This is a genomic window from Actinoallomurus liliacearum, from assembly GCF_039542035.1.
Lineage (GTDB): Bacteria > Actinomycetota > Actinomycetes > Streptosporangiales > Streptosporangiaceae > Actinoallomurus > Actinoallomurus liliacearum.
Genome location: NZ_BAABHJ010000002.1, coordinates 589,049 through 613,425, shown reverse-complemented (window position 1 = coordinate 613,425; position 24,377 = coordinate 589,049). Strand labels below are relative to the sequence as shown.

Here is a 24,377-nt window from a genome sequence, read left to right as displayed (position 1 = left end):
CTGCCCGCACCCAAGGGAAGATCACACAACCGCTACATCCCATCAGGTATGCGCGGCTAGGGTCCAGGTTTCTCCTTCCGTGAGCTGAATCGCGCAGAGACGAGACCACCGGTCTCAACCGACACTCATGCTCAATCCAGCAAACGGCACGAACATCCGACCATCGGCATGAGAGGACGTCTCGCGGCCGACCGTGGCAGGAGGCTCAGCGCCGGTTCAGCGGAACGGCGCCTGGGCGACGCGTGCTGTCGGGCCGGGAGGTCAGTCTTCCTTCGGGTGCCAGCGGCGGCGGAGGGCGAAGGCGGCGGCCTTCGGGCGGCGGTCGCGGGTGAAGACGCCCTTCTTGTTGCCGTCGGCGCGGTTGACGCCGTACCCCGTGGCGAAGTCGGCGAAGTTCCAGACGTGCTCGCCGATGACGGAGTCGACGCGGTCGAAGACCCGGTGGAACGTCTCCAGGAGCTCGATCTGGTAGTCCTCGGTCCAGGTGCCCGCCGCGACCGAGCGCACTCCGGCGATCGCGTCCGCGCCGTACTCCGTGACGATGATCGGCTTGCCGTGCAGGCGTACCCACTCGCGCAGTTCCGCCTCGAGCTCGCGTTCCGCCGTGACCAGGTCGCCGGTGTCGATGTACCAGCCGTTGTAGCGGTTGAGGCAGATGACGTCGAACAGGTCGCTCATGACGTCCTTGTCCGGCGGCAACTGGACCTGGGCGAAGCAGACCGGGCGGCTCGGGTCGGCCGCGCGTGCGGCGCGTACGAGCGGCTCGAAGTACGTGCGCGCCTCGGGGCGGGCCGAGTCCGGTTCGTTGGCGATGCTCCACATGACCACGCTCGGATGGTTCTTGTCGCGGGCCACGAGTTCCTGGATGGCGCGCAGGTGGGCGGCCTGGGTGGTGTCGTCGATCGCCGCCCAGATGTGCGGGGGATCGCCGGGCACGAGCGTGTGCGCGATCTCGAAGTTGAGCCCGACGGCCGGGGTCTCGTCGATGACGACGATGCCGTGCCGGTCGGCGTACTCCAGGACCTCCTCGGCGTACGGGTAGTGCGAGGTGCGGAAGGAGTTGGCGCCGATCCAGTCGAGCAGCGCGAAGTCGTGCACCATGTGCACGTCGTCGTGGCCTTTGCCGCGGACGGGGTTGTCCTCGTGCTTGCCGAAGCCGCGGAAGTAGAACGGCTCGCCGTTGATCAGGAAGCGGTCGCCCTCTACCTTCACGTCGCGGATGCCGACCGGCAGCGCGTAGTCGTCGGCGTCGTCGCCGCTCGTACGGACCTCGAGGCGGTAGAGGTGGCCGTGGCCGGGGCGCCACAGGGTCGCGTCCGGCACCTCCAGTGTGCCGGCGGCGGTCGTGCCCCGCGCGCGTTCGGCGCCGTCGGCGTCGCGCAGCACGACCTCGGCGACCTGGCCGGCCACGACGTCCACGCGGTAGTGCACGCGGGCGTCCGCGCCGGCCACCTCCGTGGTGACGGTGATGTCGCGGACGTACGAGCGGGGGGTGGCGCAGAGCCAGACGGCGCGGTGCAGCCCGGCATAGTTGAAGAAGTCGTGGAAGTACCGCTGCCGGCGGCGCCCGTCCGGCAGGACGTCGACGATGCCGGGCGGGATCGTGGAGGGCTCCAGGCGGTTGTCGACCACGACGGTCAGGCGGCCGATCTCGCCGGGCCGGGCGTGCTCGGTCACGTCGCACTCGAACGGCGTGTAGCCGCCCTCGTGCCGTCCGACCTCCACGTCGTTCCACCACACCACGGCGCGGTGCGCGGCGGCGTCGAAGCGCAGCACGACGCGCCGCCCCGCCCACCCGGCCGGGATCCGTACCTCGCGCTGGTACCAGACGTCGCCGACGTGGTCGTGGGCGTCCCGGGTGGCCGGCACGTCGTTGAAACTCGCCGGAACCGGCATCTCCACGGCGTCCGGCAGCGGGCCGCGCCACCACTGCTCGGCCCGGCCCCGGTCACCGGGGTCGAGGGCGAAGGCCCACAGCCCGTTGAGGCCGACACGTTCGCGGCTGGACGTCTCCTGAGGACGGAGCAAGGGAGCCTCCGGGTGGGTGAGAAGGGCCGGGATCCTCGTCTATCGACTGTCAGACGGATTCATCGAGGAGATGTGCGTTCCAAACGGCCGCCGCCTGCTCGTGGGAGTCGACGCCGGCGAAGAAGGCATCGGCCAATCCGGCGTAGTCCGGTTCCACGACATCCGTGACCTCGATGAATTTCGGCCGGTACACCGCGAAGCCCTGCGGAGCCGATTGCGGCCGGTAGGGCACGGCCATCTTCATCGACCGCCGGGCCGGGAGGTACTCGACGGCGTCGACGACCAGCGCGTCGACCCGTCTCCCGTCGAGGTTGAGGTAGGCGTCCGCGACGAATACCGCGCGGACCCAGTCAGGCCGGCCCGCTTCCAGCGCTTCCTGGCCGGCCTTCGCGGCGTCGGCGATATCGTCGGCCATAAGGCGGTTCATGCCTTTACCGCCGGCTGCGTCCGCGTGGCCCAGCAGGGGAATCAACGTGTCGCCGCCGGACACGCTCCAGATGCCGTGGGCGGCATAGAAACCGGCCATCCTGGAAACGTCGTACATGATCGGCCAGCGTAGCGAACGCGGCGGCCCCGAGAACGTGGCCGCGTCGCCGGGTTCCGGCGCCACGTCGTATGGTCCGCCTCCGATTCCTGTGAAGTTCCTGTTACATCGATGACCGGCCCGTTCCCAGCGGCTCCGGGCGGAGTTAGCGTCCGTATGTGCTGATCACTCCACATGAGCGGGAGCGGCTGCTCATCCACGTGGCGGCCGGGCTCGCCCGCGACCGGCGCGCCCGCGGCCTGCGGCTCAACCATCCCGAGGCCACCGCGGTCATCGCCTCGTACGTGCTAGAGGGCGCCCGCGACGGGTGTACCGTCGCCGAGCTGATGGAGGCGGGACGTACGGTGCTCACCCGCGAGGACGTCCTGGACGGCATCCCGGAGATGCTCGACTCCGTGCAGGTCGAGGCGACCTTCCCCGACGGCACCAAGCTCGTCACCGTCCACCGGCCGATCCCGTGACGTCGGCGAAGGGGACGCGATGAGCTCCGGAATCGTGCCGGGCGAGATCGTTGCCGGGGACGGCCCCGTACGCCTGAACCCCGGCCGTACGCGACGGACCGTCACGGTCGTCAACACCGGCGACCGCCCGGTGCAGGTCGGCTCGCACTATCACTTCGCGCAGGCCAACGACGCGCTCGCGTTCGACCGGGAGGCCGCGCGCGGCCACCGGCTCGACATACCGGCCGGCACCGCCGTGCGGTTCGAACCGGGTGTCACGCGTGAGGTGTCGCTGGTGCCGCTCGCGGGACGCGCGGTCGTACCGGGGCTGCGCCATGACTGACATCTCCCGGTACCGCTACGCCCGGCTGTACGGTCCGACCGCCGGCGACCGCGTACGCCTGGCCGACACCGACCTGTTCATCGAGGTCACCGAGGATCTGAGCCAGGGTGCCGGGGCCGGCGACGAGGCGGTGTTCGGCGGCGGCAAGGTGATCCGCGAGTCGATGGGCCAGGGCACGGCGACGCGCGCCGAGGGCGCGCCCGATCTGGTGATCACCGGCGCCGTGGTGCTGGACCACTGGGGCGTCGTCAAGGCCGACGTCGGCGTGCGCGACGGCCGGATCGTCGCGCTCGGCAAGGCCGGCAACCCGGACACGATGGACGGAGTCCACCCCGACCTCGTGATCGGGCCGTCGACGGAGATCCTGTCCGGCAACGGCCGGATCCTCACGGCCGGGGCGGTCGACTCGCACGTCCACCTCATCTGCCCGCAACTCGTCGAGGAGGCCCTCGGCGCCGGTGTCACCACGCTCATCGGGGGCGGTACCGGGCCGGCCGAGGGCACGAAGGCGACGACGGTCACCCCCGGCGCCTGGTACCTCGCCCGGATGCTGGAGGCGATGGACCCGTTCCCGGTCAACGTGGCGCTGCTCGCCAAGGGCAACACGGTGTCCGAGGAGGGCATGTGGGAGGCGCTGCGCGGCGGCGCGTCGGGTTTCAAGCTGCACGAGGACTGGGGGTCGACCCCGGCCGCGATCGACGCGTGCCTCCGCGTCGCCGACGCCTCGGGCGTCCAGGTGGCGCTGCACTCCGACACCCTCAACGAGGCCGGGTACGTCGAGTCGACGCTGAACGCCATCGGCGGCCGCTCCATCCACGCGTACCACACCGAGGGCGCGGGCGGCGGGCACGCGCCGGACATCATCACGGTCGCCGCGCACCCGAACGTCCTGCCGTCCTCGACCAACCCCACCCGGCCGCACACGGTCAACACGCTCGACGAGCACCTCGACATGCTCATGGTCTGCCACCACCTGAACCCGGCGGTGCCGGAGGACCTGGCCTTCGCCGAGTCGAGGATCCGCCCGACCACCATGGCGGCCGAGGACGTCCTGCACGACCTCGGCGCCATCTCGATGATCGGCTCGGACTCCCAGGCCATGGGCCGGATCGGCGAGACCGTGATCCGCACCTGGCAGACCGCGCACGTGATGAAGGCCCGCCGGGGCGGCCTGGACGACAACCTGCGCGCCCGGCGGTACGTCGCCAAGTACACGATCTGCCCGGCGATCGCGCACGGTCTCGACGCCGAGGTCGGCTCGGTCGAGGTGGGCAAGCTCGCGGACCTGGTGCTGTGGGATCCGGCGTTCTTCGGCGTCCGGCCGCACGTCGTGCTCAAGGGCGGCGTGATCGCCTGGGGCGCGATGGGGGACGCGAACGCCTCGATCCCGACCCCGCAACCGGTGTTTCCCCGCCCGATGTGGGGCGCGACCGCGGCCCCGGCGACGTCGGTGTACTTCGTCGCGCCCGCCGCGCTCGAGGACGGGCTGGCCGGGCGCCTCGACGTGCGGCGGCCCCTGGTCGCGGTCAAGGACACCCGGCGGCTGGGCAAGGCGGACCTGCCGCTGAACGACGCGCTGCCGGAGATCAGGGTCGACCCGGACACGTTCACGGTCACCGTCGACGGGGACGAGGTCGAACCCGCGCCCGTGTCCGAACTGCCCATGGCCCGTCGGTACTTCCTGTTCTGATGGACGCGCCGATGGACGCCGCGCTGCTGCTGCTCGCCGACTCGCGGCTGCCCGCCGGCGGGCACGCGCACTCCGGCGGCCTCGAGACGGCCGCCGCGACCGGCGTCGTCCACGACCTGGCCACGCTCGCCGCCTTCCTGCGCGGCCGGCTCGCCACCACGGGACTCGTCATGGCCGGCCTGGCGGCGGCCGCCTGCGCCTACGCGCACGAGTGCGCCGGATCCGAGGGCGATGGGCCCCCGGGCGATGCCGTTCCCGTACGACCCGGCGCGCGGGCTCGTACGGCGGCGTGGGCCGGCTGGGTCCGGCTCGACGCCGAGGCGGACGCGCGTACGCCGGCGCCCGCGCAGCGGCGGGCGTCGCGGGCGCAGGGGCGGGCGCTCCTGCGCGTCGCCCGCGGCCTGTGGCCCGGCTCCGTCCTCGACCTCCTGACCGGGGCGGCCGGCGGTCCGCACCAGCCGATCGTCCTGGGCGCCGCGGTCGCCGCCGCGGGTGGTGCTCCGGTACGGGCGGCGCAGATCGCGGCGTACGGCTCGGTGACCGGGCCCGCCTCGGCGGCGGTCCGCCTGCTCGGGCTGGACCCCCTCGGGGTGCACCGCGTCCTGGCGGGCCTGACCGCGCACGTCGACCACGTGGCCGCGGAGGCGGCCGAGTCCGTCCGCGTCGGCGATCTGCCGGCGGTCTCCGCACCGGCCCTGGACGTGTTCGCCGAACTGCACGACCGCGCCGACCTCCGCCTGTTCGAATCCTGACGATCGGAGGAACCCTTGGGACTCCACCACGGCCACGACCCGCACGAGCCGCGCCCCCACCGGGCCCTGCGGGTCGGCATCGGCGGCCCGGTCGGCAGCGGCAAGACCGCCCTGGTCGCCGCGCTGTGCCGGCTGCTCCACGAGGAGGCCGCGCTGGCCGTCGTCACGAACGACATCTACACGACCGAGGACGCCGACTTCCTGCGCCGGAACGCCGTGCTCGACGACGACCGGATCGCGGCGGTCCGCACCGGCTGCTGCCCGCACACCGCGATCCGCGACGACATCTCCGCGAACCTGGACGCCGTCGAGGCCCTGGAGGACCGGCACGGCCCGCTCGACCTCGTCATCGTGGAGAGCGGCGGCGACAACCTCACCGCGACGTTCAGCCGCGGGCTGGTCGACCGGCAGATCTTCGTCCTCGACGTGTCCGGCGGCGACAAGGTCCCCCGCAAGGGCGGTCCGGGCGTCACCACCGCGGACCTGCTGGTGATCAACAAGACCGACCTCGCGGCGTTGGTCGGCGCCGACCTGACCGTCATGGCGCGCGACGCCGAGCGCGTACGGGACGGGCTGCCCATCGCCTTCACCTCGCTGCGGGAACGCCCGGACGTCCCCGAGGTCCTCGGCTGGGTGCGCGCCGCCCTCGCCGAGCACGCCGCCGCGTGACCTCCGTCCGCGCGCCCTCGTACGCCGCCGCGACCGGCACCGGCTTCACGGCGCGGGCGGCGGTGCGCGCCGAGCGCGGTCCCGGCGGGCGGACGCGGATCACGCGGCTGCGGTCGGACGGCCCGCTGGCGCTGCGCGAGTCCGACGGGGCCGTCTATCTCGTCGGCGCGGGCGCGGGACCGCTCGGCGGCGACGACCTCGAGCTGACCGTCGAGGTCGGGCCGGGCGCGCGGCTGGACGTGCGCTCGGCCGCGGCGACGCTCGTCCTGCCGGGACGGCGGGGTGCCGGTGCCTCGCGCCTCGTCGTACGGGCCGACGTCGCGGCCGGGGGCCGGCTCGCCTTCACTCCCGAACCCGTGATCGCGGCGGCCGGCTGCGACCACCGCGCGCTGGCGGAGGCGACCTTGGCCGAGGGCGCGGACCTGGTGTGGCGAGAGGAGATCATCCTTGGCCGCCACGGCGAGGCGCCGGGCCGCTATACCGGCCGGTTCGACGTCACGGTCGGCGGGACGCCGCTGCTCCGCCACGAGCTGCGGATCGACGAGGACGCGCCGAGCGGCGCCGTGCTCGGCGACGCGCGGGCCGTCGGAACCCTGCTGGTCACCCGCGCCACCGCCGATCCCTACGCCGAGGAGGGGCTGGCCGTCCTGCCGCTCGCCGGGCCGGGCGTCCTGGTGACGGCCCTGGCCGCCGACGCCGTACGGCTGCGGGAACGCCTGACGGCGGGCCGCCGCCGGATCTCCTCGTGATCACCCGCCGAGCCGGGAACCTCGAAGCGAAGGCACGCGGAGCCGTGCTCGGGAGCCGGTCGCGGCGGCGGTCCGCCACCGCCGACTCGCTGATCGGGTGCGCCGTCGGCCCGGCGGGTGGCTACGATCTCAGAGAGTGGGAGTTTTCGCCTTCAGGGGGGACCGTGAGCGACGTCCCAGGGCCGTCGGACGGTCGCAAGCCGGTGTTCGCCGCCGAGCGCCGTAAGCGCATCCTCGAACTGCTGCGGGCGAACGGCACGCTGTCGCTGCGTCAGCTGGCGGAGGCCGTCCAGTCGTCCGAGGTGACGGTGCGCCGTGACGTACGCGCGCTCGAGGCCGACGGCCTGCTGGACCGCCACCACGGCGGGGCCTCCCTGCCCGGCGAGCTCTCTCGCGAACCGACCTACCTGCAGAAGGCCCAGGTCGCCGGCGACGAGAAGGCCGCGATCGCCGATCTGGCGGCGGCCCTGGTCGAGGACGGTGACGCGATCGCCATCGGCCCCGGCACCACGACACACGCGCTCGCGCAGCGGCTGACCGGCCACACCGACCTCACGGTGGTCACCAACTCGCTCTTGGTCGCCCAGACCCTCGCCGGCTCGCCGCGCATCGAGGTCGTGGTGACCGGGGGCACGCTGCGTGGTCCGGTGCAGGCACTGATCGGCAGCGCGGCGGAGCGGTCGCTGGCCGGGCTGCGGATGCGCCGGGTGTTCATCTCCGGCAACGGGCTGACCGCCGAGCGCGGCCTGTCGACCCCGAACATGCAGGTCGCGGGCACCGACCGGGCGCTCGCCGAGGCGGGGGAGGAGGTCGTGGTGCTCGCCGACCACACCAAGGTCGGGGTGGACACGATGGTGCAGACCGTGCCGCCCGAGCGCATCGACCACCTCGTCACCGGAGAGGACGCCTCGCCGGAGGAGCTTCACGAGCTGAGCGCGCGGGGCGTGCGGATCCACGTCGCCCGTCTCTGACGGCCCTCGGATCTCCCTTCCACGCCCTCGGCCGTATCGTCCGTGTCCGGCATCCCTGGTGGCGGACGGCCGCGGCGTGGTATTACCTGCGATACACCGGCGCGTTACCGGGAGGTGCGTCGTGACCGACAGAGCCCTTGAGGCGGCCGGGATCCTCAAGATGTTCCCCGGCACGGTCGCTCTCGACCATGTCTCACTCACGCTGGCGCGCGGCGAGGTGCACGCGCTGACCGGGGAGAACGGCGTGGGCAAGTCCACGCTCGTCAAGATCCTGTCGGGGGTGTACCGGCCCGACGCCGGACGGCTGCGCCGAGACGGCGAGCGGGTCCGCTTCGGCAGCCCGCTGGACGCCCGCCGCGCCGGCGTCATGGCGGTGCACCAGGACAGCGCGCTCATCCCGTCGCTGAGCATCGCCCGCAACCTGTTCGCCGGCGCCGAGCCGAGGGGCCGGCTCGGCCTGATCGACGTCGCGCGGATGAACGACGAGGCCGCCGGCGTCCTCGCCGGTCACGGGCTGCGGGTCGACGTCCGCCGGCCGCTGGCGACGCTGGACCCCGGCGCCCGCACGCTCGTCGCCCTGGCCCGGGCGGTGACGGCCGGCGCCGAGGTCCTCGTCCTCGACGAGCCGACCGCGGAGATGGAGCCGCCGCAGATCGAGACTCTGTCCCGGGTGGTGGCCGAACAGCGCGAACAGGGCCGGGCGGTGCTGTACGTCAGCCACCGGCTCGACGAGCTGTACCGGCTCGGCGACCGGCTGACCGTGCTGCGCGGTGGCCGGGTGGTGCACAGCGGGCCGTTCGCGGGTCTCGAGCGGCGCACGCTGGTGTCGATCATGCTCGGGCGGCGGCTCCCGCAGGTGTCGCCCGACCCGCCCGAGTCCGCCGCCGAGGCACCGGCCGATCCGCCGTACCTTCGCGCCACCGGGCTCACGCGCCGGCACGCGCTGGCCGACGTCTCGCTGGAGCTCCGGGAGGGCGAGGTGCTGGGGCTGGGCGGCCTGCTGGGGGCCGGCCGCTCGGAGACCGCCAAGGCCATCGCGGGCGCGCTGACGCTGGACGCCGGCCAGGTCACGGTGGCGGGCGCGCCGCTGCGGCGGCGCTCGATCGCCGGTGCGATCCGGGCGGGTGTCGGTCTCCTGCCGGAGAACCGCGCCACCGAGGGGATCATCCCGTCGCTGTCCGTCCGCGACAACATCGCGCTGGCCGCGCTGCCGCGGCTGTCCCGCTTCGGCCTCGTGTCGGGCGCGCGGATCGACCGGGTCGTGGAGACCTTCATGCGCCGCCTGCGCATCAAGGCGACGTCGCCGCTGCAGAAGGTCGCCGAGCTGTCCAGCGGCAACCAGCAGAAGGTCCTCCTCGCCCGCTGGCTGGCGATGCAGCCGAAGGTGCTGCTGCTGGACGAGCCGACGCGCGGCATCGACGTGGGCGCCAAGGCGCAGTTGCGGGACCTGCTGGACGAGCTGGCCGTCGCCGGCCTGGCCATCCTGCTGATCTCCTCCGACCTCGAGGAGCTGGTGTCCGGCTGCGACCGCGTCGTGGTGTTGCGCGACGGCGCCGTCGCGGCCGAGCTGACCGGCCTGGAGATCACCGAGGAGCGCATCATCACGGCCATGGCCTCCGCCGGCGGCGCGCCGCCGGCGGAGCGCTGACCTGTTCCTTCAGACCTGGTCGATCCTCCATTCGAGGATGCCGCCCGACACACCGTCGCCGAGCCGGGCCTCCAGCCGGAACGCGGTCGCCCGTACCGGAGTGAAGGTCGTGCGGTTGTACGTGTCGCGCGCCGTCCCGTACGCGGACGGGTTCTCGACCGGCGTCCACGTGTCGCCGTCGCGGTACAGCAGCCGCCACGACACCGGGACGCGGCACTGCCCGTGGCCGGTGTCGTCGAACCAGTACACGGCGGTGGCCGCGGCCGTGATCGGCTCCGGGTAGTCGTACTGGACCCACTCGACGCCGCCGCGGTGGTCCCACCAGGTGAACCGCGGGATCGACTCGTCGCCGGAGGACGCCGGTTCGATCCCGTCGCACAGCGCCTCCGTCGTGTCCCCCTGCCACAGGTGGGAGGCACTGGCGACCGGCACGAGCCGCCAGTCCCGGGCGTCCGCGCCGTGCCCGATGACGGGGAACGCGGTGATGCGGAGCCGCGCGGCGCCCATGGGGATGAGCGTGACGGTCTCCGCGCGTTCGTCCGACCGGACAGGGCCGTCCTGCAGCGGCCGGACGACGTTCTCGTCGTCGGTCCGCCAGTTGGGGATGCGGCGGGCCCGCGCCCGGATCTCGAGGGGCGCTCCCCGCCGGGTGAACGGGTTCCCGCGCGCCGGTCGCCGCCGCAGGCTGAACGACCGTCCGTCGAGGCCGTAGTTCCACGGGGAGCCGGCGGTGACCTCGTACTCCGGCCATGTCGTCGTGCCGGCGAACCGCCGCCAGTTCTCCTCGATGGCGAGGGAGAAGGTGAGCGGGCCGTATTCCACGGAGACCGCCCCGTGGTTCTTCTCCCAGGTACGGGTGGTGGCGCGCATGGGGAGACGGAGCTCGACCCGGTCCCCGTGCCGCCAGGTACGGGTGACGACGACGTAGCACGGCGGCGCCGCCCGCAGGGGAACGGGAGAACCGTTCACCCGCAGCGCGGGCTGCTCGCACCAGCGCGGCACGCGCAGGTAGAGCGGGAACTCGACGGGACGCGGCGTGGAGATCCGCAGCGTCACGCTCTCATCGAACGGGTACCCGGTCTCCTCGGTCACGGTGACGGTCGTACCGTCGCCGCCGACCTTCGCCGTCACCTCGGACGCGGCGTACATCGAGGCGCACAGCCGGCGTCGTACGTCGCCGGCCACAGCTCCTCGGCGTAGTACGGCCAGCCCATGCCGTAGTTGTGCGGGCAGCAGCGGTAGTTGTGCACGCCCGGCATGTACGCCTGCATCGCGAAGTCGTTGTCGAACTGGCCGTGGGTCTTGGCGATGTCGTCGAGCTGAACGCCGTTGGCGCTGGTGATGTAGTGCGTGCCGCGCTGCGCGGGGTCGAAGGCGGCGGGCAGCGAGTTGACGGCGATGTCCTCGCAGCGGTCGGCCCACACCGGGTCCCCGGTGATCCGGGTCAGCAGCTCGAAGCTGTGCATGAGCTCGACGAACCCACAGGTCTCCAGGCCCTGCCGCGGGTCGGTGAAGTACGGTCGGCAGTTCTCGTCGCCGGCGAACCCGCCGCCGGGGAACTGGCCGTACGTGCCCATCACCGTGTCGTAGTCCCGGTAGGTCGCCGCGCGCAGCGCCGGGTCGCCGGCCAGCACGCCGTACTGCGCGGGCTCGCGGAACCCCTGGGCGAGGTTCACGTTGTGCGGGGTCGGCAGGCCGGTGACGTAGTCGGCGGAACCGGCGTGGATCTTGCGGACGAGGTCGAGGAGCCGGTCGTCCCCGGTCCGGTTGTAGGCCCAGTAGACGCTGTCGATCGTGTCGCCCCAGCGGTACGCGCCCCAGCCGCGCCGGAAGACCTCGGCGGGCTGCCGGTTCTGGAAGTCGAAGTACCGCATGAGGAACGGTGTGATCCGCTCGTCGCCGGTCGCCTCGGCGTACGAGCGGAGCGCGTCGAGGACGGGCATGTGCGGCCAGAAGTCCGGGCCGCCCTCCAGGGAGGTGCGCAGGGCGGCCGGGCCGAACCAGCCGTCGGCCGTCTGCGCGGCCAGGATGCCGTCCACCCACCGGCGGGTCAGGCTCCGCACGCGCTCGTCGCCGGTGACGAGGCCGAGGTCGGTGAAGCCGCGCAGCCAGTACGGGAGCTCCTCCCAGCCTCCCTTCGCGGGGTCGACCCACCCGTTCGTGTCGTAGACCAGGTAGTCCGAGACCTCGGGCATGCGCCCGTTCAGCCCTTCGACCTGCAGGTCGAGCTGGCGCCGCAGCCATCCCTTCGGCCGCACGCTCCCCGGCGGCAGCTTCAGGAAGGGCGCCGGCCGCAGCGGCGCGCGGTTCGGCGTGTAGTGCCCGCCCGCCGAGGCGGCCTCCACCGTCCGCAGGACCCGCACGCGGTCCCGGGTGTCCGCGTCGGCGGGCCGTCCGCCGATTCCGGCCGCGGCCACGCCCCCGGTGACGGTGAGGCCGCGGGTGAGGAACGTCCGTCGTTCCATCCGACTCTCTCCTTCTCACGGGAGGCGGGAGGGACCCGAGGGTCCCTCCCGCGCCGCGTCACTTGCCGGACTGGTAGAGCTTGGCGACGTCGTCGGCGGACAGGGCCCGGTCGAAGACGTGCACCTGGTCGATGGCGCCGTTCCAGTAGTCGACCGGGTTGCCGCCGTACCTGCCGCGGCCGATCACCGTGTGCCCGGTGGACCGGTCGCCGAGGCAGGCCGCCGCGCTTCCGGCCTTCTGCCCGTCGACGTACAGGGTCAGCGAGCCGGAGGCGGCGTCACGGACCCCGACGAGGTGGTACCAGCGCCCGGTCTCCGGGGCGGTCGGCGCGAGCGCCCGTACCCCGGCGAAGCTGAACGCGAACCGGTCGTCAGCGCCCGAGTACTGCAGGTAGAAGGCGCTGTTCGTGTCGCCGTCCTGGCTGACCGCCGTGGCGAACCCGCCGCGCCGGTCGAGCTTCACCCAGGCGGACACGCTGTAGTTCCCGGTGGTGTCCAGGATGGCCGCGCCGGTGTCGGCGAACTGGTTGGAACCGTTGAACTGCAGTGCGGACCCGGAGTGCCCGGCCGTCCACGCCGGCCCGTTCACGAGCGTCGCGTCGTGCGTGCCGACCGTGTCCTTGGCGACCGCGCCGGATCCCTCGTCGAGCGGGTAGAAGCTGACGCCGTCGAGACCCGGCGTGCCGGGCGGGAAGCTCTGGCCGCCGCCCTGGCCGACCGAGCCGGACGCCTTGATGAGGGCCTCGTTGGCCGCGCGGACCTGCTCGGCGCCGGGCTTGAGGACCTGACGGTCGTAGGTGTAGATGCCGTTGAGCTCGTTCTCGACATCGGTGATCTGGGTGTAGACCGACGCGGACACGCCGCACCGCTGCTCCACGTCGAGCAGGCGGTTCTGCAACTCGGTGTAGCGCCGGGTCAGCGTGGCCTGGTCGGGCTCCATCTCGTAGGCGAAGCCGTGTGCGGGGTCCCACATGTGGCCGTCGACCTTGAGGCCGAGCCCGCCGTACTCCCCGTCGACCGCGGCCCGCGCCCCCTGCTGGACCGGGGAGCCGGGGCCGACGTAGGTGTGGTCGTCGTAGATGTCGCCCGAGCCGATGTTCGGGATGGACTCACAGCAGTTGGTGCCGCTGTCGATGTCCACGAGACGGCTCGGGTCCCAGCCCTTGACCTGCGCGGCGATCCGATCCGGCTCGTACTCGCCCCAGCCCTCGTTGAAGGGCACCCACACGACGATGGACGGGTGGCTGCGGTGCTGGTCGACGAGGTTGCGCAGCTCGGTCTCGAACTGCGTCTTGACCGCCGCGGACGGCGAGTGCCCGGCGTACGTCGCGGGCATGTCCTGCCACACGAGCAGCCCGAGCCGGTCCGCCCAGTAGTACCAGCGGTCGGGCTCGACCTTCACGTGCTTGCGGACCATGTTGAAGCCGAGGCGCTTGTGCGCCTCCAGGTCGAACCGCAGGGCGGCGTCGGTCGGCGCGGTGTAGATGCCGTCCGGCCAGAAGCCCTGGTCGAGCGTGCCGACCTGCATGACGAACTTGCCGTTCAGCAGCATCCGCACCTTGCCGTCGGGACCCTTCCCGAGGCCGATCGAACGCATCCCGGAGTACGAGCCGACCTCGTCGACGACCTTGTGACCCTCCCGGACCCGCACCTTCAGCGTGTACAGGTACGGGTCGTCCGGCGTCCACAGGTGCGGCTTGCGGATCGGAATGCTCAGCTCGGCACCCGCCGCGCCGACGGCCCGGCCCACCGGGCGGTGCCCGGCGTACGCGACGGCCTCGACCGTCGCCGCCGGGCTCCCGGCGACGTGCGTGGTCAGCCGCAGCGTCTTGCTCGCCAGGTCCGGCGTCGCGTCCAGGCGGGAGACGTACGACGCGGCGACCGGCTCCATCCAGACGGTCTGCCAGATCCCGGAGGACGGGGTGTAGAAGATGCCGTCACCGGGCTTGCGCTGCTTGCCGAGTGCCTGGGAGCCGATGTCGGTGGGGTCGTCGACGCCGACCAGCAGCTCCTGCGGGCCGTTGCCCCGGAGCGCGCCGGTGACGTCGGCGGAGAAGCCGTCGTAGCCGCCCGTGTGCGTGGCCACCTGCGTGCCGTTCACGTAGACGGTGGCGTGGTAGTCGACGGCCTGGAAGTGCAGGAGGAGCCGGCCGCCGTGCCAGGACTTCGGCACGGTGAACGTCCGGCGGTACCACATGTGGTCGACGTGGCGCTTGATCCCGGACAGCGCCGACTCGACCGGGTACGGGACGAGGATCCGCTCCGCCAAGGTCTTGCCGGTCGGCGGCGTCTCGCCGGCGGACGCCTCGGCGAACTGCCATTCGCCGTTGAGGTTCTGCCACCGGGACCGGGTCAGCTGGGGCCGCGGGTACTCCGGGAGGGCGTTGGTCGGGGAGACCTGGTCGGTCCAGGGCGTGGTCAGCGGCGGGGTCTGGGCCTTCCAGGACGCGGCGGCCGGTGCGGAGGCGGGGGCCGGTGCGGAGGCGGAGGCGGGGGCGACGAGTGCGGCGAGAAGCGCGACCGCGAGGCCGATGATGACGGCCGGGCCACGAGGTCTGGCGAGGCTGGATGATCGGAGGGCGGGCACGGCAGACTCCCATCTGTTGAAACAGGGTGATGGGCGGATGGGCGCAGCGCGGCGCGCGGCTGCGCCGGAACGGACGGAGGCCAGGAGGACTGGGACGGCCGGTACCGGTGAGCACAGCATGAAGGCCGCTGATCGATCCTGCAAGATTCAGACCGAAAAATTAGATCGATGCTGATCGCTATTGACAGAACTCGATCGTGGGTGCGTCAATTACCGGAATCTCGCCTCCGCCTGGGGAAGGACCTGCAATGACCGTCCCTCCGTACCGCTCGCGCCCGGTCGCGCTCACCACCACGTTCCTCGCGATGACCGCCCTGCTCGCCGCCGGCTGCGCCAAGTCCGAGAAGGACCAGCCGACCGGCGGCGGGAGCGCTCAGGCCGGGCAGGTGGTGCAGAGCCCGTCGGGTTCCGCGCCCTCCTGCACGATCGACAAGTTCGGGGGCACGAAGTTCGACCTGAAGACCTCGGTGGTCGGGTTCTCGCAGTCCGAGAAGGAGGCCAACCCCTTCCGCATCGCGGAGACGGCCTCGATCAAGGCGGAGGCGAAGCAGGAGGGGATCACCGGCCTGCGGACGACCAACGGCCAGTCGCAGTTCAGCAAGCAGATCAGCGACGTCCAGCAGCTCATCGCCCAGGGGGCGAAGGCACTGGTCATCGCGCCGCTGAACTCCGACGGCTGGGAGCCCGTGCTGCAGCAGGCCGCCGCCAAGCACATCCCGATCATCACGGTCGACCGGAAGATCAACGCGACCGCCTGCAAGGACTACGTGACCTTCATCGGGTCCGACTTCTACCAGCAGGGCAAGCGGGCCGCCGACCAGATGATCAAAGCTCTGAACGGCAAGGGCAAGGTCGCGGTCCTCCTCGGCTCGTCCGGCAACAACGTGACCACCGAGCGCACCAACGGCTTCAAGGACGAGATCGCCAAGCAGGCGCCCGGCATCCAGATCACCTTCCAGCAGACCGGCGACTTCGCCCGCGAGAAGGGCCAGCAGGTCACCGAGCAGATGATCCAGAGCCACCCCGACGTCAACGCGATCTACGCCGAGAACGACGAGATGGCGCTGGGCGCGGTCACCGCCCTCAAGGGCGCGGGCAAGAAGGCCGGCGACATCAAGATCGTGTCCGTGGACGGGACCCGCAACGCCGTGTCCCAGATCGTCAGCGGCTGGATCTACGCGGTCGTGGAGTCCAACCCCCGCTTCGGCCCGCTGGCGTTCCAGACGCTGAGCAAGTTCGTGAACGGCGAGCCGATCCCCGACAAGGTCATCATCTCCGACCGGGAGTACGACTCCTCCAACGCCAAGCAGTCGCTCGCGTCCGCGTACTGATCGATGCTCCGACACGACCGGGGGTGCCCATGACCGAGCGAAGCGAGGGAATCAGTGAGCACAGCACCTTGGTCATGAGGCCGACGAAGGAGGCCTCATGACCGATCCCGTCCCCGAACAGCGCGATCCGGGAGACACGCCGGTGCTGCAGGCGCGCGACATCGTCAAGCGCTTCACCGGCGTGCTCGCCCTCGACCGGGTGTCCCTGAGCCTGCGGCCCGGCGAGGTCCACGCGCTGGTCGGCGAGAACGGCGCGGGCAAGTCGACCCTCATCAAAGTGATCACGGGTGTGCACCGGCCGGACGAGGGTGAGGTGCTCCTCGCGGGCCGGCCCGCCGGGTTCACCGGTCCGCTGGAGGCGCAACGGGCCGGTGTGCAGGCGGTGCACCAGGAGATCGGGCTGGTCCCGGACCTCAGCGTGGCCCGCAACCTGCTGCTCGGCCGCGAGCCGCGCCGCGCCCTGCGGCTCATCGACACGCGCCGCATGCATCAGCTGGCCGCCCGGACGCTGGAGTCGTACGGCGTGCGGGTGGACGTCCGGCTGCCGCTGCGCTCCCTCGGCGTCGGCGCGCAGCAGATGGTCGCGCTGGCGCGCGCCGTCTCGGTCGACGCCCGCGTGGTCATCATGGACGAGCCGACCTCCTCTCTCGAACCGCGCGAGGTCGACACGCTGTTCGGCGTCATCGACCGGCTCCGCGAGCGGGGGATCGCGGTCATCTACGTCAGCCACCGCCTGGACGAGCTGTACCGCGTCTGCGACGGCGTCACGGTCCTGCGCGACGGCCGGGTCGTCCACCAGGGCGCCCTCGCCGATCTGGACCGGCTCCGCCTCGTCTCGCTGATGCTCGGCCGCGACGTCGCCCAGGTCCGCGCCGAAGGCGTCACCCGGTTCTCCGGAGCGCACGAGGCGTCCGGCGGGCCGGTCCTCGAGGCGAACGGGCTGTCCAGCCGGCACCTGCTCGACGACGTGTCGCTGGCCATCCGGCCCGGCGAGGTGGTCGGGCTGGGCGGCCTGCTCGGCGCGGGGCGTACCGAGACGGCGAAGGCCATCGCGGGCGTCCTGCCGCTCGACGCGGGCGGGGTCACCGTCGCCGGGTTCCCGGTCCGCCGGGGCTCGGCCACGGCCGCCGTACGGGCGGGCATCGCGCTGCTGCCCGAGGACCGCAAGGCGGAGGGCATCGTGCCGACCCTGTCGGTCCGCGACAACATCGCGCTGGCCGCCCTCCCGCGGCTGGCCCGCGCCGGCGTCGTCTCCGACGCGCGCATCGACCGGATCGTGGACACCTTCATGGCGCGACTGCGAATCAAGGCGACCGGGCCGCACCAGCCGGTCGCCGAGCTGTCCGGCGGCAACCAGCAGAAGGTCCTGCTGGCCCGCTGGCTGGCCACCGAGCCCAAGGTGCTGCTGCTGGACGAGCCGACACGCGGCATCGACGTCGGCGCGAAGGCGGAGGTCCAGGCGCTCGTCGACGAACTCGCCGAGGCGGGCCTCGCCGTCCTGCTGATCTCCTCGGACCTGGAGGAGCTGGTCGAGGGCTCGGACCGCGTCATGGTCTTGCGCAACGGCGCCGTGGTCGGTGAGCTGACCGGGGACGAACTCACCGAGGAGGCCGTGATGACCACGATCGCCGCCCACGCGCGGGAGGAAGTGGGATGAGCGACACCGCTGTCGCGCTGCCCCGGCCGGCCGGCGCGCGGGTGCTGGCCTGGCTGCAGAACTACGGCGTGTACGCGGCGATCGTCGCGCTCGTCGTCGTCAACATCGCGATCACCCCGCACTTCCTCAGCACCGAGAACCTGCGCACCCAGCTCGTCCAGGTCGCACCGGTCGTCATCGTCTCCCTCGGCATGGCCCTGGTGATCGGCACGGAGGGCGTGGACCTGTCGGTCGGCTCGGTGATGGCGCTGGCCACCGCGCTGATCCCGCTCTACCTCGGGTACGGCGTCGGCCCGGCGATCCTGGTCGCCCTGGTGGGCGGCGTCGCGGTCGGGCTGGTGAACGGCTCGCTGGTGGCGTTCGTCAACGTCCAGCCGATCGTCGCCACGCTGTGCCTGTTCGTCGGCGGGCGCGGCCTGGCCCTCGTGCTGGCCGGCGGTCAGCTCAAGGACGTGCACGACGCGACCCTGCTCGACCTCGGCTCGTCGAGCCTCGTCGGGGTCCCGCTGCCGGTGCTCGTCGCGGGCGTCCTGACCCTCGTGGTCACCGGCGTCGTCCGGCGTACGACCTTCGGCCGGCAGCTCGTCGCGATCGGCGGCAACCGCACGGCGAGCGTCCTGTCCGGGCTGCCGGTCCGGCGGGTCCTCCTGCTGGTGTACGTCCTGTCCGGCCTGCTGGCCGCGGTCGCGGGCGTGCTGGCCACCGCCCGCCTGCAGGCGAGCGACCCCTCGTCCCTCGGCCTGCTGATGGAGCTCTCGGCGATCACCGCGGTCGTTGTCGGCGGCACGCCGCTCACCGGCGGCCGGGTGCGGGTGCTGGGCACCGTCGCCGGCGCGCTGCTCATCCAGCTCGTACGGGCGACGCTGATCAAACACGATCTGCCGGACTCGGTCGCCCAGATGGTGCAGGCAGTGATCATCCTTGGTGCCGTGTACGCGGCGAGGGGAGGGGCCGGACGATGACCACCGAGCAAGCGACGGCCGACACGCCCGTCACCCAGGACGCCTACGCGCTGAGCCGGCGCGACCGCGCCTTCGGCCTGATCCAGCGGCACGGCGCGACCGCGGTGCTGGTCCTTCTGCTCCTGGTCGGCTCGCTCTCCTTCAGCCACTTTCCTACGAGGGAGAACCTCGGCGACATCGCCATCACGTCGTCGTTCCCCGCGATGGTGGCGCTCGGCATGACCTTCGTCATCATCACCGGCGGCATCGACCTGTCGGTCGGCTCGGTGTTCGCGCTCGGCGGGGTGCTGGCCGCGTACGCCGTACGGTGGGGGACCCCGGCCGGGCTCATGGTGCCGCTGGTGGTGTGCGGCGCGATCGGCCTCGTCCAGGGTCTGCTGATCGCCCGGGTCCGGCTGGCGCCGTTCATCGTCACCCTCGCCGGCCTGCTCGGCGCCCGGGGCCTGCTGCTGTCGATCTCCCGCGAAGGCGCGACGACGTACCTGATCCCGCACGGCTCGGTGCTCGCCCGGCTCGGCCAGGGACACCTGTTCGGCCTGGGCTACCCCATCTACCTGACGCTCGCGCTGTTCGTCATCGGCGGCGTGCTGCTGCAGCGGACCGGGTTCGGCCAGGCGGTGTACGCCATCGGCGGCGCGGAGGACGCCGCCGCGCTCATGGGCGTGCCCGTCATCCGGACGAAGATCACTGTCTACGTGCTGTCCGGCGCGCTGGCCGGCCTGTCCGGCGCGCTGAACGCCGCGCGCCTGTCGTCGGGCGTGACCATCCTCGGCACCGGCATGGAACTCGACGTCATCGCGGCGGTCGTCATCGGCGGCACGCTGCTGACCGGCGGCGCGGGCTCGGTCAGCGGCACGATCGCCGGCGTCCTCCTCCTCGGCGTCATCCAGAACCTGATCAACCAGATCGGTGACCTGTCCTCGTCCTACCAACAGGTCGTCAGCGGCGCGTTCCTCGCCGTCGTGGTGGTGGCCCAGACCTACCTGAGCCGGGCCCGCCGACTGTGACCGGCCACGCAACCCGAATGGCCGCGACCGGGAGGGCGCTGGAGCAGTACGGGCAGCGCCCTCCCGAAGCGATCACCTGCGACTGGCACACGTCATCCGCCGTTGGCCTGAAGCGCCTTCCTCAGCGCTGTGAGCTGCCCGGCAACCTGCGCCTTCAAGGGGGCGAGGGCGGCGGTGTGCTGGGCGATCGAGCTCTTCTGGTAGCCCGCCTCGAGGGTGGTGAGCGTCTGGACGTAATGCACTTGCTGCTGACAGGCGACGTCAGCGACAGCCGTCTTGATCTCCCGTTTGGTCACCGGGCCGTTGAGGTTGAAGCCGGCACTGGCCGCCAGCGGGGTGGCGTAACGGGAGTAGCCCTTGGCCGTCATGCACTGCCGCCATGCGGCGCTCGCCGTGAGAGCTCTGCGGTCGTGGAGGGTCTTGGTGAACGCCTCCTGGTTCAGCCTCGCCGCCAGCTCGTTCGCCTTCGCCGCGTCGGGCGCCGGGTCGTCCTTCAGTTCCCGGTGCGTCTGGCCACTGCAACCTCCAGCGGGGATGGCCTTGCCGAGGTAAGTGCCGGGCGAGACCGCCGAGTCCGGTGTCTTCGCTGTCAACGACGGCAGCTGCTTCGCCGCCACGCCGGTGAAGACCCGCCTCTTGTCAGGCGACATCGTCGTCGGTGAGGTGTCGGCTTGATCGCCGTCGTCGGAGGAGCTGGTGATCGTTGGCTGCGAGGGCAGATGGTAGCCGAATCTGCTCGCGGCGACCGGGTCACTGATCCCGTAACGGCGGCTGTTGTAGACGGCGAATGTCGCCGTGATGATCTTTGCGCGGTCGGTGTAGTGCGGGAGGTAGGACAGCCCGAACGACCTCATGCAAGCGCGGTCCATGAGGACACTGAGGTTGACCTTCTGCGCCTCCTGCGCGGCGCTGAGCTGATAGGCGTCCAGAGGCATCGCGGCGGCATGGACGGAGGGCGTGTAGACCGTTGTTGCGGAGGCTCTGGAGGCGTCCACAGAGGCGGGAGTCGCCGATCCTGATACGCCACCACTGACGACTACGGCTGCGGCGGCGGCGGTGACCCCGGCCCCGGCGATTAGCACCAAACGTCGCGACATGTCGGTGAAGAGTTCCTTTGCGATTGCAGGTGAGGGTTATGGCGTCAGTGATCGGTCAGCACAGGTTACCCTTGGAGGTGGACGCCTCATTATTCACCAGGTAGCTATTGAGGTTCCCCCATGAACCGCCCTCGATCCAGTTGAAATTCCCCGTGTAGTTCGGGGAGTACCAGACGGTCATGCCGGCGCAGCCTACGGCGGACATCGATGCGGCGTTGTTGCGTATGTATGTATTCCATCCCTCGCAGCTGCCGCTACCGCCCCCGGAACAGAGATCGAACTTCCAGCTGCCGAGGTCGGGCGTATAGTTGTTAAAACTCCACTCCGCATTGTTCGAATACCAAACGTCTTGATGGTAGTAGAGGCAGTAAAGCCCGGCGCCCTTGCATTGAGCATTGTGAGGGCCGGTGACATTCCATCCCTGCGCGTGCGCCGGAGTGGCTGTTAGGCCAGTAAAGGCCATAAGCCCTGCCGTGCCTGCCAGTGCCACACCCGCCAGTCGTACCAGGACCGCGTGCTTGAATTTTGGCAACGCCATAAAAGTGTTCGTTCCTCTCGCTCCGTAATCTCCTAGGTGAGGACCATGCGATCGCAGATCGTGACATGTAAAGATCTTGATGTCAACATTGTTTTCGGGCGCTGCTTCCTGCGGCCGCTCTGTCCTTCCTGGTCATTGAGCATCTCTCTGTAACGGTCGGCAGCAGGGTGTTATCGCCATTTCGGCTAGCCGAAATTCGCGAGGACGTCAGACGGTTGCGCGAGTGCGTCAGACGCCGTCGGAAATCGTGGTGGCCCGGTTGTGATCGGGCGTTAGGAGTTCGGCCAGGTGGCGGGCCGATGTGTTCCACGACCACGCCTGCCGGACCCATTCGCGGCCCGCGGCGCCCATGGCGGCGCGCTCGGGGTCGAGCAGCGTGGTCGTCAGGGCTTCGGCGATCGCGGCCGTCTCGGTCGGGTCCACCAGCCTGCCGGTCCGGCCGTCGAGCACCGCGTCCGGCGCGCCGCCCGAGTCACCCGCGATCACCGGCAGGCCGCTCGCGGCCGCCTCGAGGAAGACGATCCCGAGCCCCTCGGCCTCCAGGCCGCCCAGACGGGTGCGGCACGGCATCGCGAAGACGTCCGCGGCGGCGTAGTAGGGCGGTGTCGCGGCGTGCGGCGTGCCGCCGGCGAAGTACACCGAGCCGTCGGCGTGCCGTCGCGCCAGGCTGCGCAGCCGATCCTGGTCCGGCCCGTCGCCGACGACGAGCAGTGCCGCCTCCGGGACCTGGCGCCGGACCAGCGGAAGCGCGCGTATCAGCATGTCCACCCCCTTGCGCGACACCAGCCGGGCGACGCAGAGGATCACCGGCCTGCCGTACAGACGAAGATCGGCGCGTACCCGCTCGGCGGCGGCCGCATCGGGCCGGAACACGTCGGCGTCGACGCCGGGGACGAGCCGGCTGAGCCGCGGGCTCGGGCCCAGGGCCGGCTCGATCCGGCTGCGCGTGTACGGGCCGAGGTAGGTGACGACGTCCACGCCGTCGCCGATCCGCCGCATCAGCCGGCGGGTGCCGGGCACCTTGGCCCACCAGATCTCGTGGCCGTGCGTGGTGGCCACGATGCGCTCCACACCGCCGCGGCGCAGCGCCGGGGCCATCAGGGCGAGCGGCGCCGCGGCCCCGAACCACACCCGGTCACAGCCGTGGGTCCGGGCGAGCTCGACCGCCTTCCGGGCGACCCTGCGGGTCGGCAGCAGCGTGCGGCTCCGGTCGCGGACGACGGGGAACGGAAGGGCCGCGTCGAAGGCGGTGTCGCCGTCCTCGTGGGAGGTGTAGACGACGACGTCGTCCGGCAGGCGTGTGGCCATCGCGTGCACGAAGGTCTCGATCCCGCCCTGCCGAGGCGGGAAGTCGTTGGTGACGATGAGGGTGGAACCCATGGGCGCGTTCGTTCCTTCGGCGTCGGGGAGGCGGAGTGGCCGCGTGCGCGGCCGCGACCGCCTGTGGAGCCGGCCGAACGTGAGCCGTGATCTCCCGGGCCGCCCGGCCTGCTCCGCACGCGGTGCCGTGGCTGGTGCGACGCTAAGGGTGCGGACCGGTCCCTGACGTCGATCCACAGTCGTGATCTTCGTACCGCGTCTGGCTGACATCGCCGGACGTCATCCTCGGGATGTAGGCGTGTGGTCTCACTTCGCGGGCGGTCTGACCGCCCGCGGGCGGACCATGACCACTTTTGTGGGTATTCGCCGGATAAGGGGTTATCTGTCGTTAGGCGTGGGGGGATCTGGCGATGGGCGGACACGAGTACGGCCGGTGGCCGGAGGACGAGCCCGGTGACGGCCTGTCGAGACGGCGGTTCTCGATGCTCGGGGCCGCGGCGCTGTGCGCCGCGGGCGTGCGGCGCGCGGCCGGGCCGGTGCCGACGGGGCCCGGCGGGCGGCCGGTGGCCCCGGTCGGGATCGCGCTCGGGCATGAGCAGTTCCGGACGCCGGACATCGTCCGGTTCGCCGAGCTGGCGGACCGGGCCGGGTTCGGTTACGCCTGGACGAGCGACCACTTCCAGCCGTGGCAGGACAATGAGGGCCACGCGATGTTCCCCTGGCTGTCGTTGGCGCTGATCGGCGAGCACACGTCGCACCTGACGTACGGCACCGGCGTCACCTGCCCGCTCTACCGGTACCACCCGTCCGTGGTGGCGCAGGCGTTCGCCTCGCTGGGAGTGCTGTATCCGGGCCGGGTCTTCCTTGGCGTCGGCGCCGGTGAGGCGCTCAACGAGCTGGCCGCCACCGGGCGCTTCGACCGGTATCCCGAACGGCACGATCGGCTGATCGAGGCCATCGAGCTGATCCGCCGCCTCTGGACGGGGGAGCGGGTGACGTTCCACGGCCGGTTCTACCGGACCGACCAGGCCAGGCTGTACGACGTGCCGGCGCGGCCGGTCCCGATCTACGTCGCGGCCAGCGGGCCGAAGAGCGCCTACCTGGCGGGGCGGCACGGCGACGGCTGGATCGGCGGTGTCAAGGATCTGACCGACCCGCGGCTGCGCGACGCCTTCGCCCGCGGGGCCCGTGCCGCGGGCAGGGATCCCGACGGCATGCCGAAGTTCGCCGAGACGTGGGTCGTGGTGGGCGGCCGGGCGGAGGCCGACGAGGCCGCGGAGAAGTGGCGGTTCACCGTCCACGGGTTCGGCGACCTGCTGTACCAGCCGAATCCGGTGACCATCCAGCGCATCGCCGAACAGCGCTGGCCGCTGGAGAAGGTGTACGCCGCCTGGCCGCGCGGCACCGACCCGCAGGTGCACATCACGGCGCTGCAGCGGCTCCTGGACGCGGGCGTCACGCCGTTCGTCCATTCCGGCCAGGCGGACCAGCCGCGTGTGATCGACTTCTACGGCCGCGAGGTCCTGCCCCACCTTCGTCGCTGAGCGCGTCCACCCGGGCGGGCCGGCCATCGGGGCGC

The 24,377-nt window shown here is 71.7% G+C and carries 21 protein-coding genes; 13 read left to right on the top strand and 8 right to left on the bottom strand.

The window, feature by feature from the left end; genetic code table 11:
* Positions 1-261: 261 nt before the first annotated feature.
* Together uidA and ABD978_RS05425 are read right to left on the bottom strand one after the other, a co-directional pair.
* A complete protein-coding gene (gene uidA / locus ABD978_RS05430; RefSeq protein WP_345349246.1) occupies positions 262-2,028 on the bottom strand; it encodes a beta-glucuronidase in 1,767 nt (588 codons plus the stop codon).
* 49 nt (positions 2,029-2,077) lie between these two features.
* Positions 2,078-2,572, bottom strand: a complete 495-nt coding sequence (locus tag ABD978_RS05425) for a hypothetical protein (RefSeq protein WP_345349243.1) — start codon at positions 2,570-2,572, stop codon at positions 2,078-2,080.
* A gap of 158 nt (positions 2,573-2,730) precedes the next feature.
* Between ABD978_RS05425 and ABD978_RS05420 the strand changes: the two genes are divergently transcribed.
* The 8 genes from ABD978_RS05420 to ABD978_RS05385 all read left to right on the top strand — a co-directional run bounded on the left by ABD978_RS05420 (position 2,731) and on the right by ABD978_RS05385 (position 9,834).
* The gene (locus tag ABD978_RS05420; RefSeq protein WP_345349240.1) at positions 2,731-3,033 is read left to right on the top strand and encodes an urease subunit gamma; all 303 of its coding nucleotides are present in this window, start codon (positions 2,731-2,733) and stop codon (positions 3,031-3,033) included.
* Between the two features lie 19 nt (positions 3,034-3,052).
* Positions 3,053-3,355 (top strand): urease subunit beta, encoded by a 303-nt coding sequence (locus ABD978_RS05415; protein WP_425550672.1) that lies wholly within the window; start codon positions 3,053-3,055, stop codon positions 3,353-3,355.
* Positions 3,348-5,045, top strand: a complete 1,698-nt coding sequence (locus tag ABD978_RS05410; RefSeq protein ID WP_345349237.1) for an urease subunit alpha — start codon at positions 3,348-3,350, stop codon at positions 5,043-5,045. Before ABD978_RS05415 ends, ABD978_RS05410 begins: the two co-directional genes overlap by 8 nt.
* Positions 5,045-5,797, top strand: a complete 753-nt coding sequence (locus ABD978_RS05405) for an urease accessory protein UreF (RefSeq protein WP_345349234.1) — start codon at positions 5,045-5,047, stop codon at positions 5,795-5,797. Before ABD978_RS05410 ends, ABD978_RS05405 begins: the two co-directional genes overlap by 1 nt.
* A gap of 15 nt (positions 5,798-5,812) precedes the next feature.
* Positions 5,813-6,466, top strand: a complete 654-nt coding sequence (gene ureG, locus ABD978_RS05400) for an urease accessory protein UreG (RefSeq protein ID WP_345349231.1) — start codon at positions 5,813-5,815, stop codon at positions 6,464-6,466.
* Entirely contained in the window at positions 6,463-7,215 is a 753-nt protein-coding gene (locus ABD978_RS05395; protein WP_345349228.1) for an urease accessory protein UreD, read from the top strand. The genes ureG and ABD978_RS05395 overlap by 4 nt, the downstream gene beginning before the upstream one ends.
* 164 nt (positions 7,216-7,379) lie before the next feature.
* Positions 7,380-8,186, top strand: a complete 807-nt coding sequence (locus ABD978_RS05390; RefSeq protein WP_345349225.1) for a DeoR/GlpR family DNA-binding transcription regulator — start codon at positions 7,380-7,382, stop codon at positions 8,184-8,186.
* Between the two features lie 121 nt (positions 8,187-8,307).
* Entirely contained in the window at positions 8,308-9,834 is a 1,527-nt protein-coding gene (locus tag ABD978_RS05385) for a sugar ABC transporter ATP-binding protein (protein ID WP_345349222.1), read from the top strand.
* Positions 9,835-9,843: 9 nt separating this feature from the next.
* On the opposite strand, the gene ABD978_RS05380 is transcribed toward ABD978_RS05385, so the two are convergent.
* Genes ABD978_RS05380 through ABD978_RS05370 form a run of 3 tightly spaced genes read right to left on the bottom strand, consistent with a single transcriptional unit; the run spans position 9,844 to position 14,886 of the window.
* The gene (locus ABD978_RS05380; protein ID WP_345349219.1) at positions 9,844-11,019 is read right to left on the bottom strand and encodes a hypothetical protein; all 1,176 of its coding nucleotides are present in this window, start codon (positions 11,017-11,019) and stop codon (positions 9,844-9,846) included.
* Entirely contained in the window at positions 10,962-12,299 is a 1,338-nt protein-coding gene (locus tag ABD978_RS05375) for a beta-L-arabinofuranosidase domain-containing protein (protein WP_345349216.1), read from the bottom strand. Before ABD978_RS05375 ends, ABD978_RS05380 begins: the two co-directional genes overlap by 58 nt.
* 58 nt (positions 12,300-12,357) lie before the next feature.
* Entirely contained in the window at positions 12,358-14,886 is a 2,529-nt protein-coding gene (locus ABD978_RS05370; RefSeq protein ID WP_345349213.1) for a LamG-like jellyroll fold domain-containing protein, read from the bottom strand.
* 248 nt (positions 14,887-15,134) lie between these two features.
* Between ABD978_RS05370 and ABD978_RS05365 the strand changes: the two genes are divergently transcribed.
* The 4 genes from ABD978_RS05365 (at position 15,135) to ABD978_RS05350 (ending at position 19,843) form a co-directional block, all read left to right on the top strand.
* Positions 15,135-16,217 (top strand): ABC transporter substrate-binding protein, encoded by a 1,083-nt coding sequence (locus tag ABD978_RS05365; protein ID WP_345349210.1) that lies wholly within the window; start codon positions 15,135-15,137, stop codon positions 16,215-16,217.
* A 97-nt stretch (positions 16,218-16,314) separates the two neighbouring features.
* On the top strand, positions 16,315-17,874 hold the full coding sequence (locus ABD978_RS05360; protein WP_345349207.1) for a sugar ABC transporter ATP-binding protein: 1,560 nt from the start codon (positions 16,315-16,317) through the stop codon (positions 17,872-17,874).
* Positions 17,871-18,836 carry an ABC transporter permease gene (locus ABD978_RS05355; protein WP_345349204.1) on the top strand — a complete coding sequence of 322 codons (966 nt, stop codon included), beginning with the start codon at positions 17,871-17,873 and terminating at the stop codon, positions 18,834-18,836. The genes ABD978_RS05360 and ABD978_RS05355 overlap by 4 nt, the downstream gene beginning before the upstream one ends.
* Positions 18,833-19,843 carry an ABC transporter permease gene (locus ABD978_RS05350; RefSeq protein ID WP_345349201.1) on the top strand — a complete coding sequence of 337 codons (1,011 nt, stop codon included), beginning with the start codon at positions 18,833-18,835 and terminating at the stop codon, positions 19,841-19,843. Before ABD978_RS05355 ends, ABD978_RS05350 begins: the two co-directional genes overlap by 4 nt.
* 92 nt (positions 19,844-19,935) lie before the next feature.
* Here the strand turns inward: ABD978_RS05350 and ABD978_RS05345 are convergent, their stop codons facing one another.
* From ABD978_RS05345 to ABD978_RS05335, 3 genes are all read right to left on the bottom strand, one after another.
* Complete coding sequence (locus ABD978_RS05345) at positions 19,936-20,778, bottom strand: hypothetical protein (RefSeq protein WP_345349198.1); 843 nt, start codon at positions 20,776-20,778, stop codon at positions 19,936-19,938.
* Between the two features lie 217 nt (positions 20,779-20,995).
* A complete protein-coding gene (locus ABD978_RS05340; RefSeq protein WP_345349195.1) occupies positions 20,996-21,478 on the bottom strand; it encodes a hypothetical protein in 483 nt (160 codons plus the stop codon).
* A 228-nt stretch (positions 21,479-21,706) separates the two neighbouring features.
* A complete protein-coding gene (locus ABD978_RS05335) occupies positions 21,707-22,858 on the bottom strand; it encodes a glycosyltransferase family 4 protein (protein ID WP_345349192.1) in 1,152 nt (383 codons plus the stop codon).
* Between the two features lie 350 nt (positions 22,859-23,208).
* On the opposite strand from ABD978_RS05335, the gene ABD978_RS05330 reads away from it, so the two are divergent.
* A complete protein-coding gene (locus ABD978_RS05330) occupies positions 23,209-24,342 on the top strand; it encodes a F420-dependent hydroxymycolic acid dehydrogenase (protein WP_345349189.1) in 1,134 nt (377 codons plus the stop codon).
* Positions 24,343-24,377 lie beyond the last annotated feature (35 nt).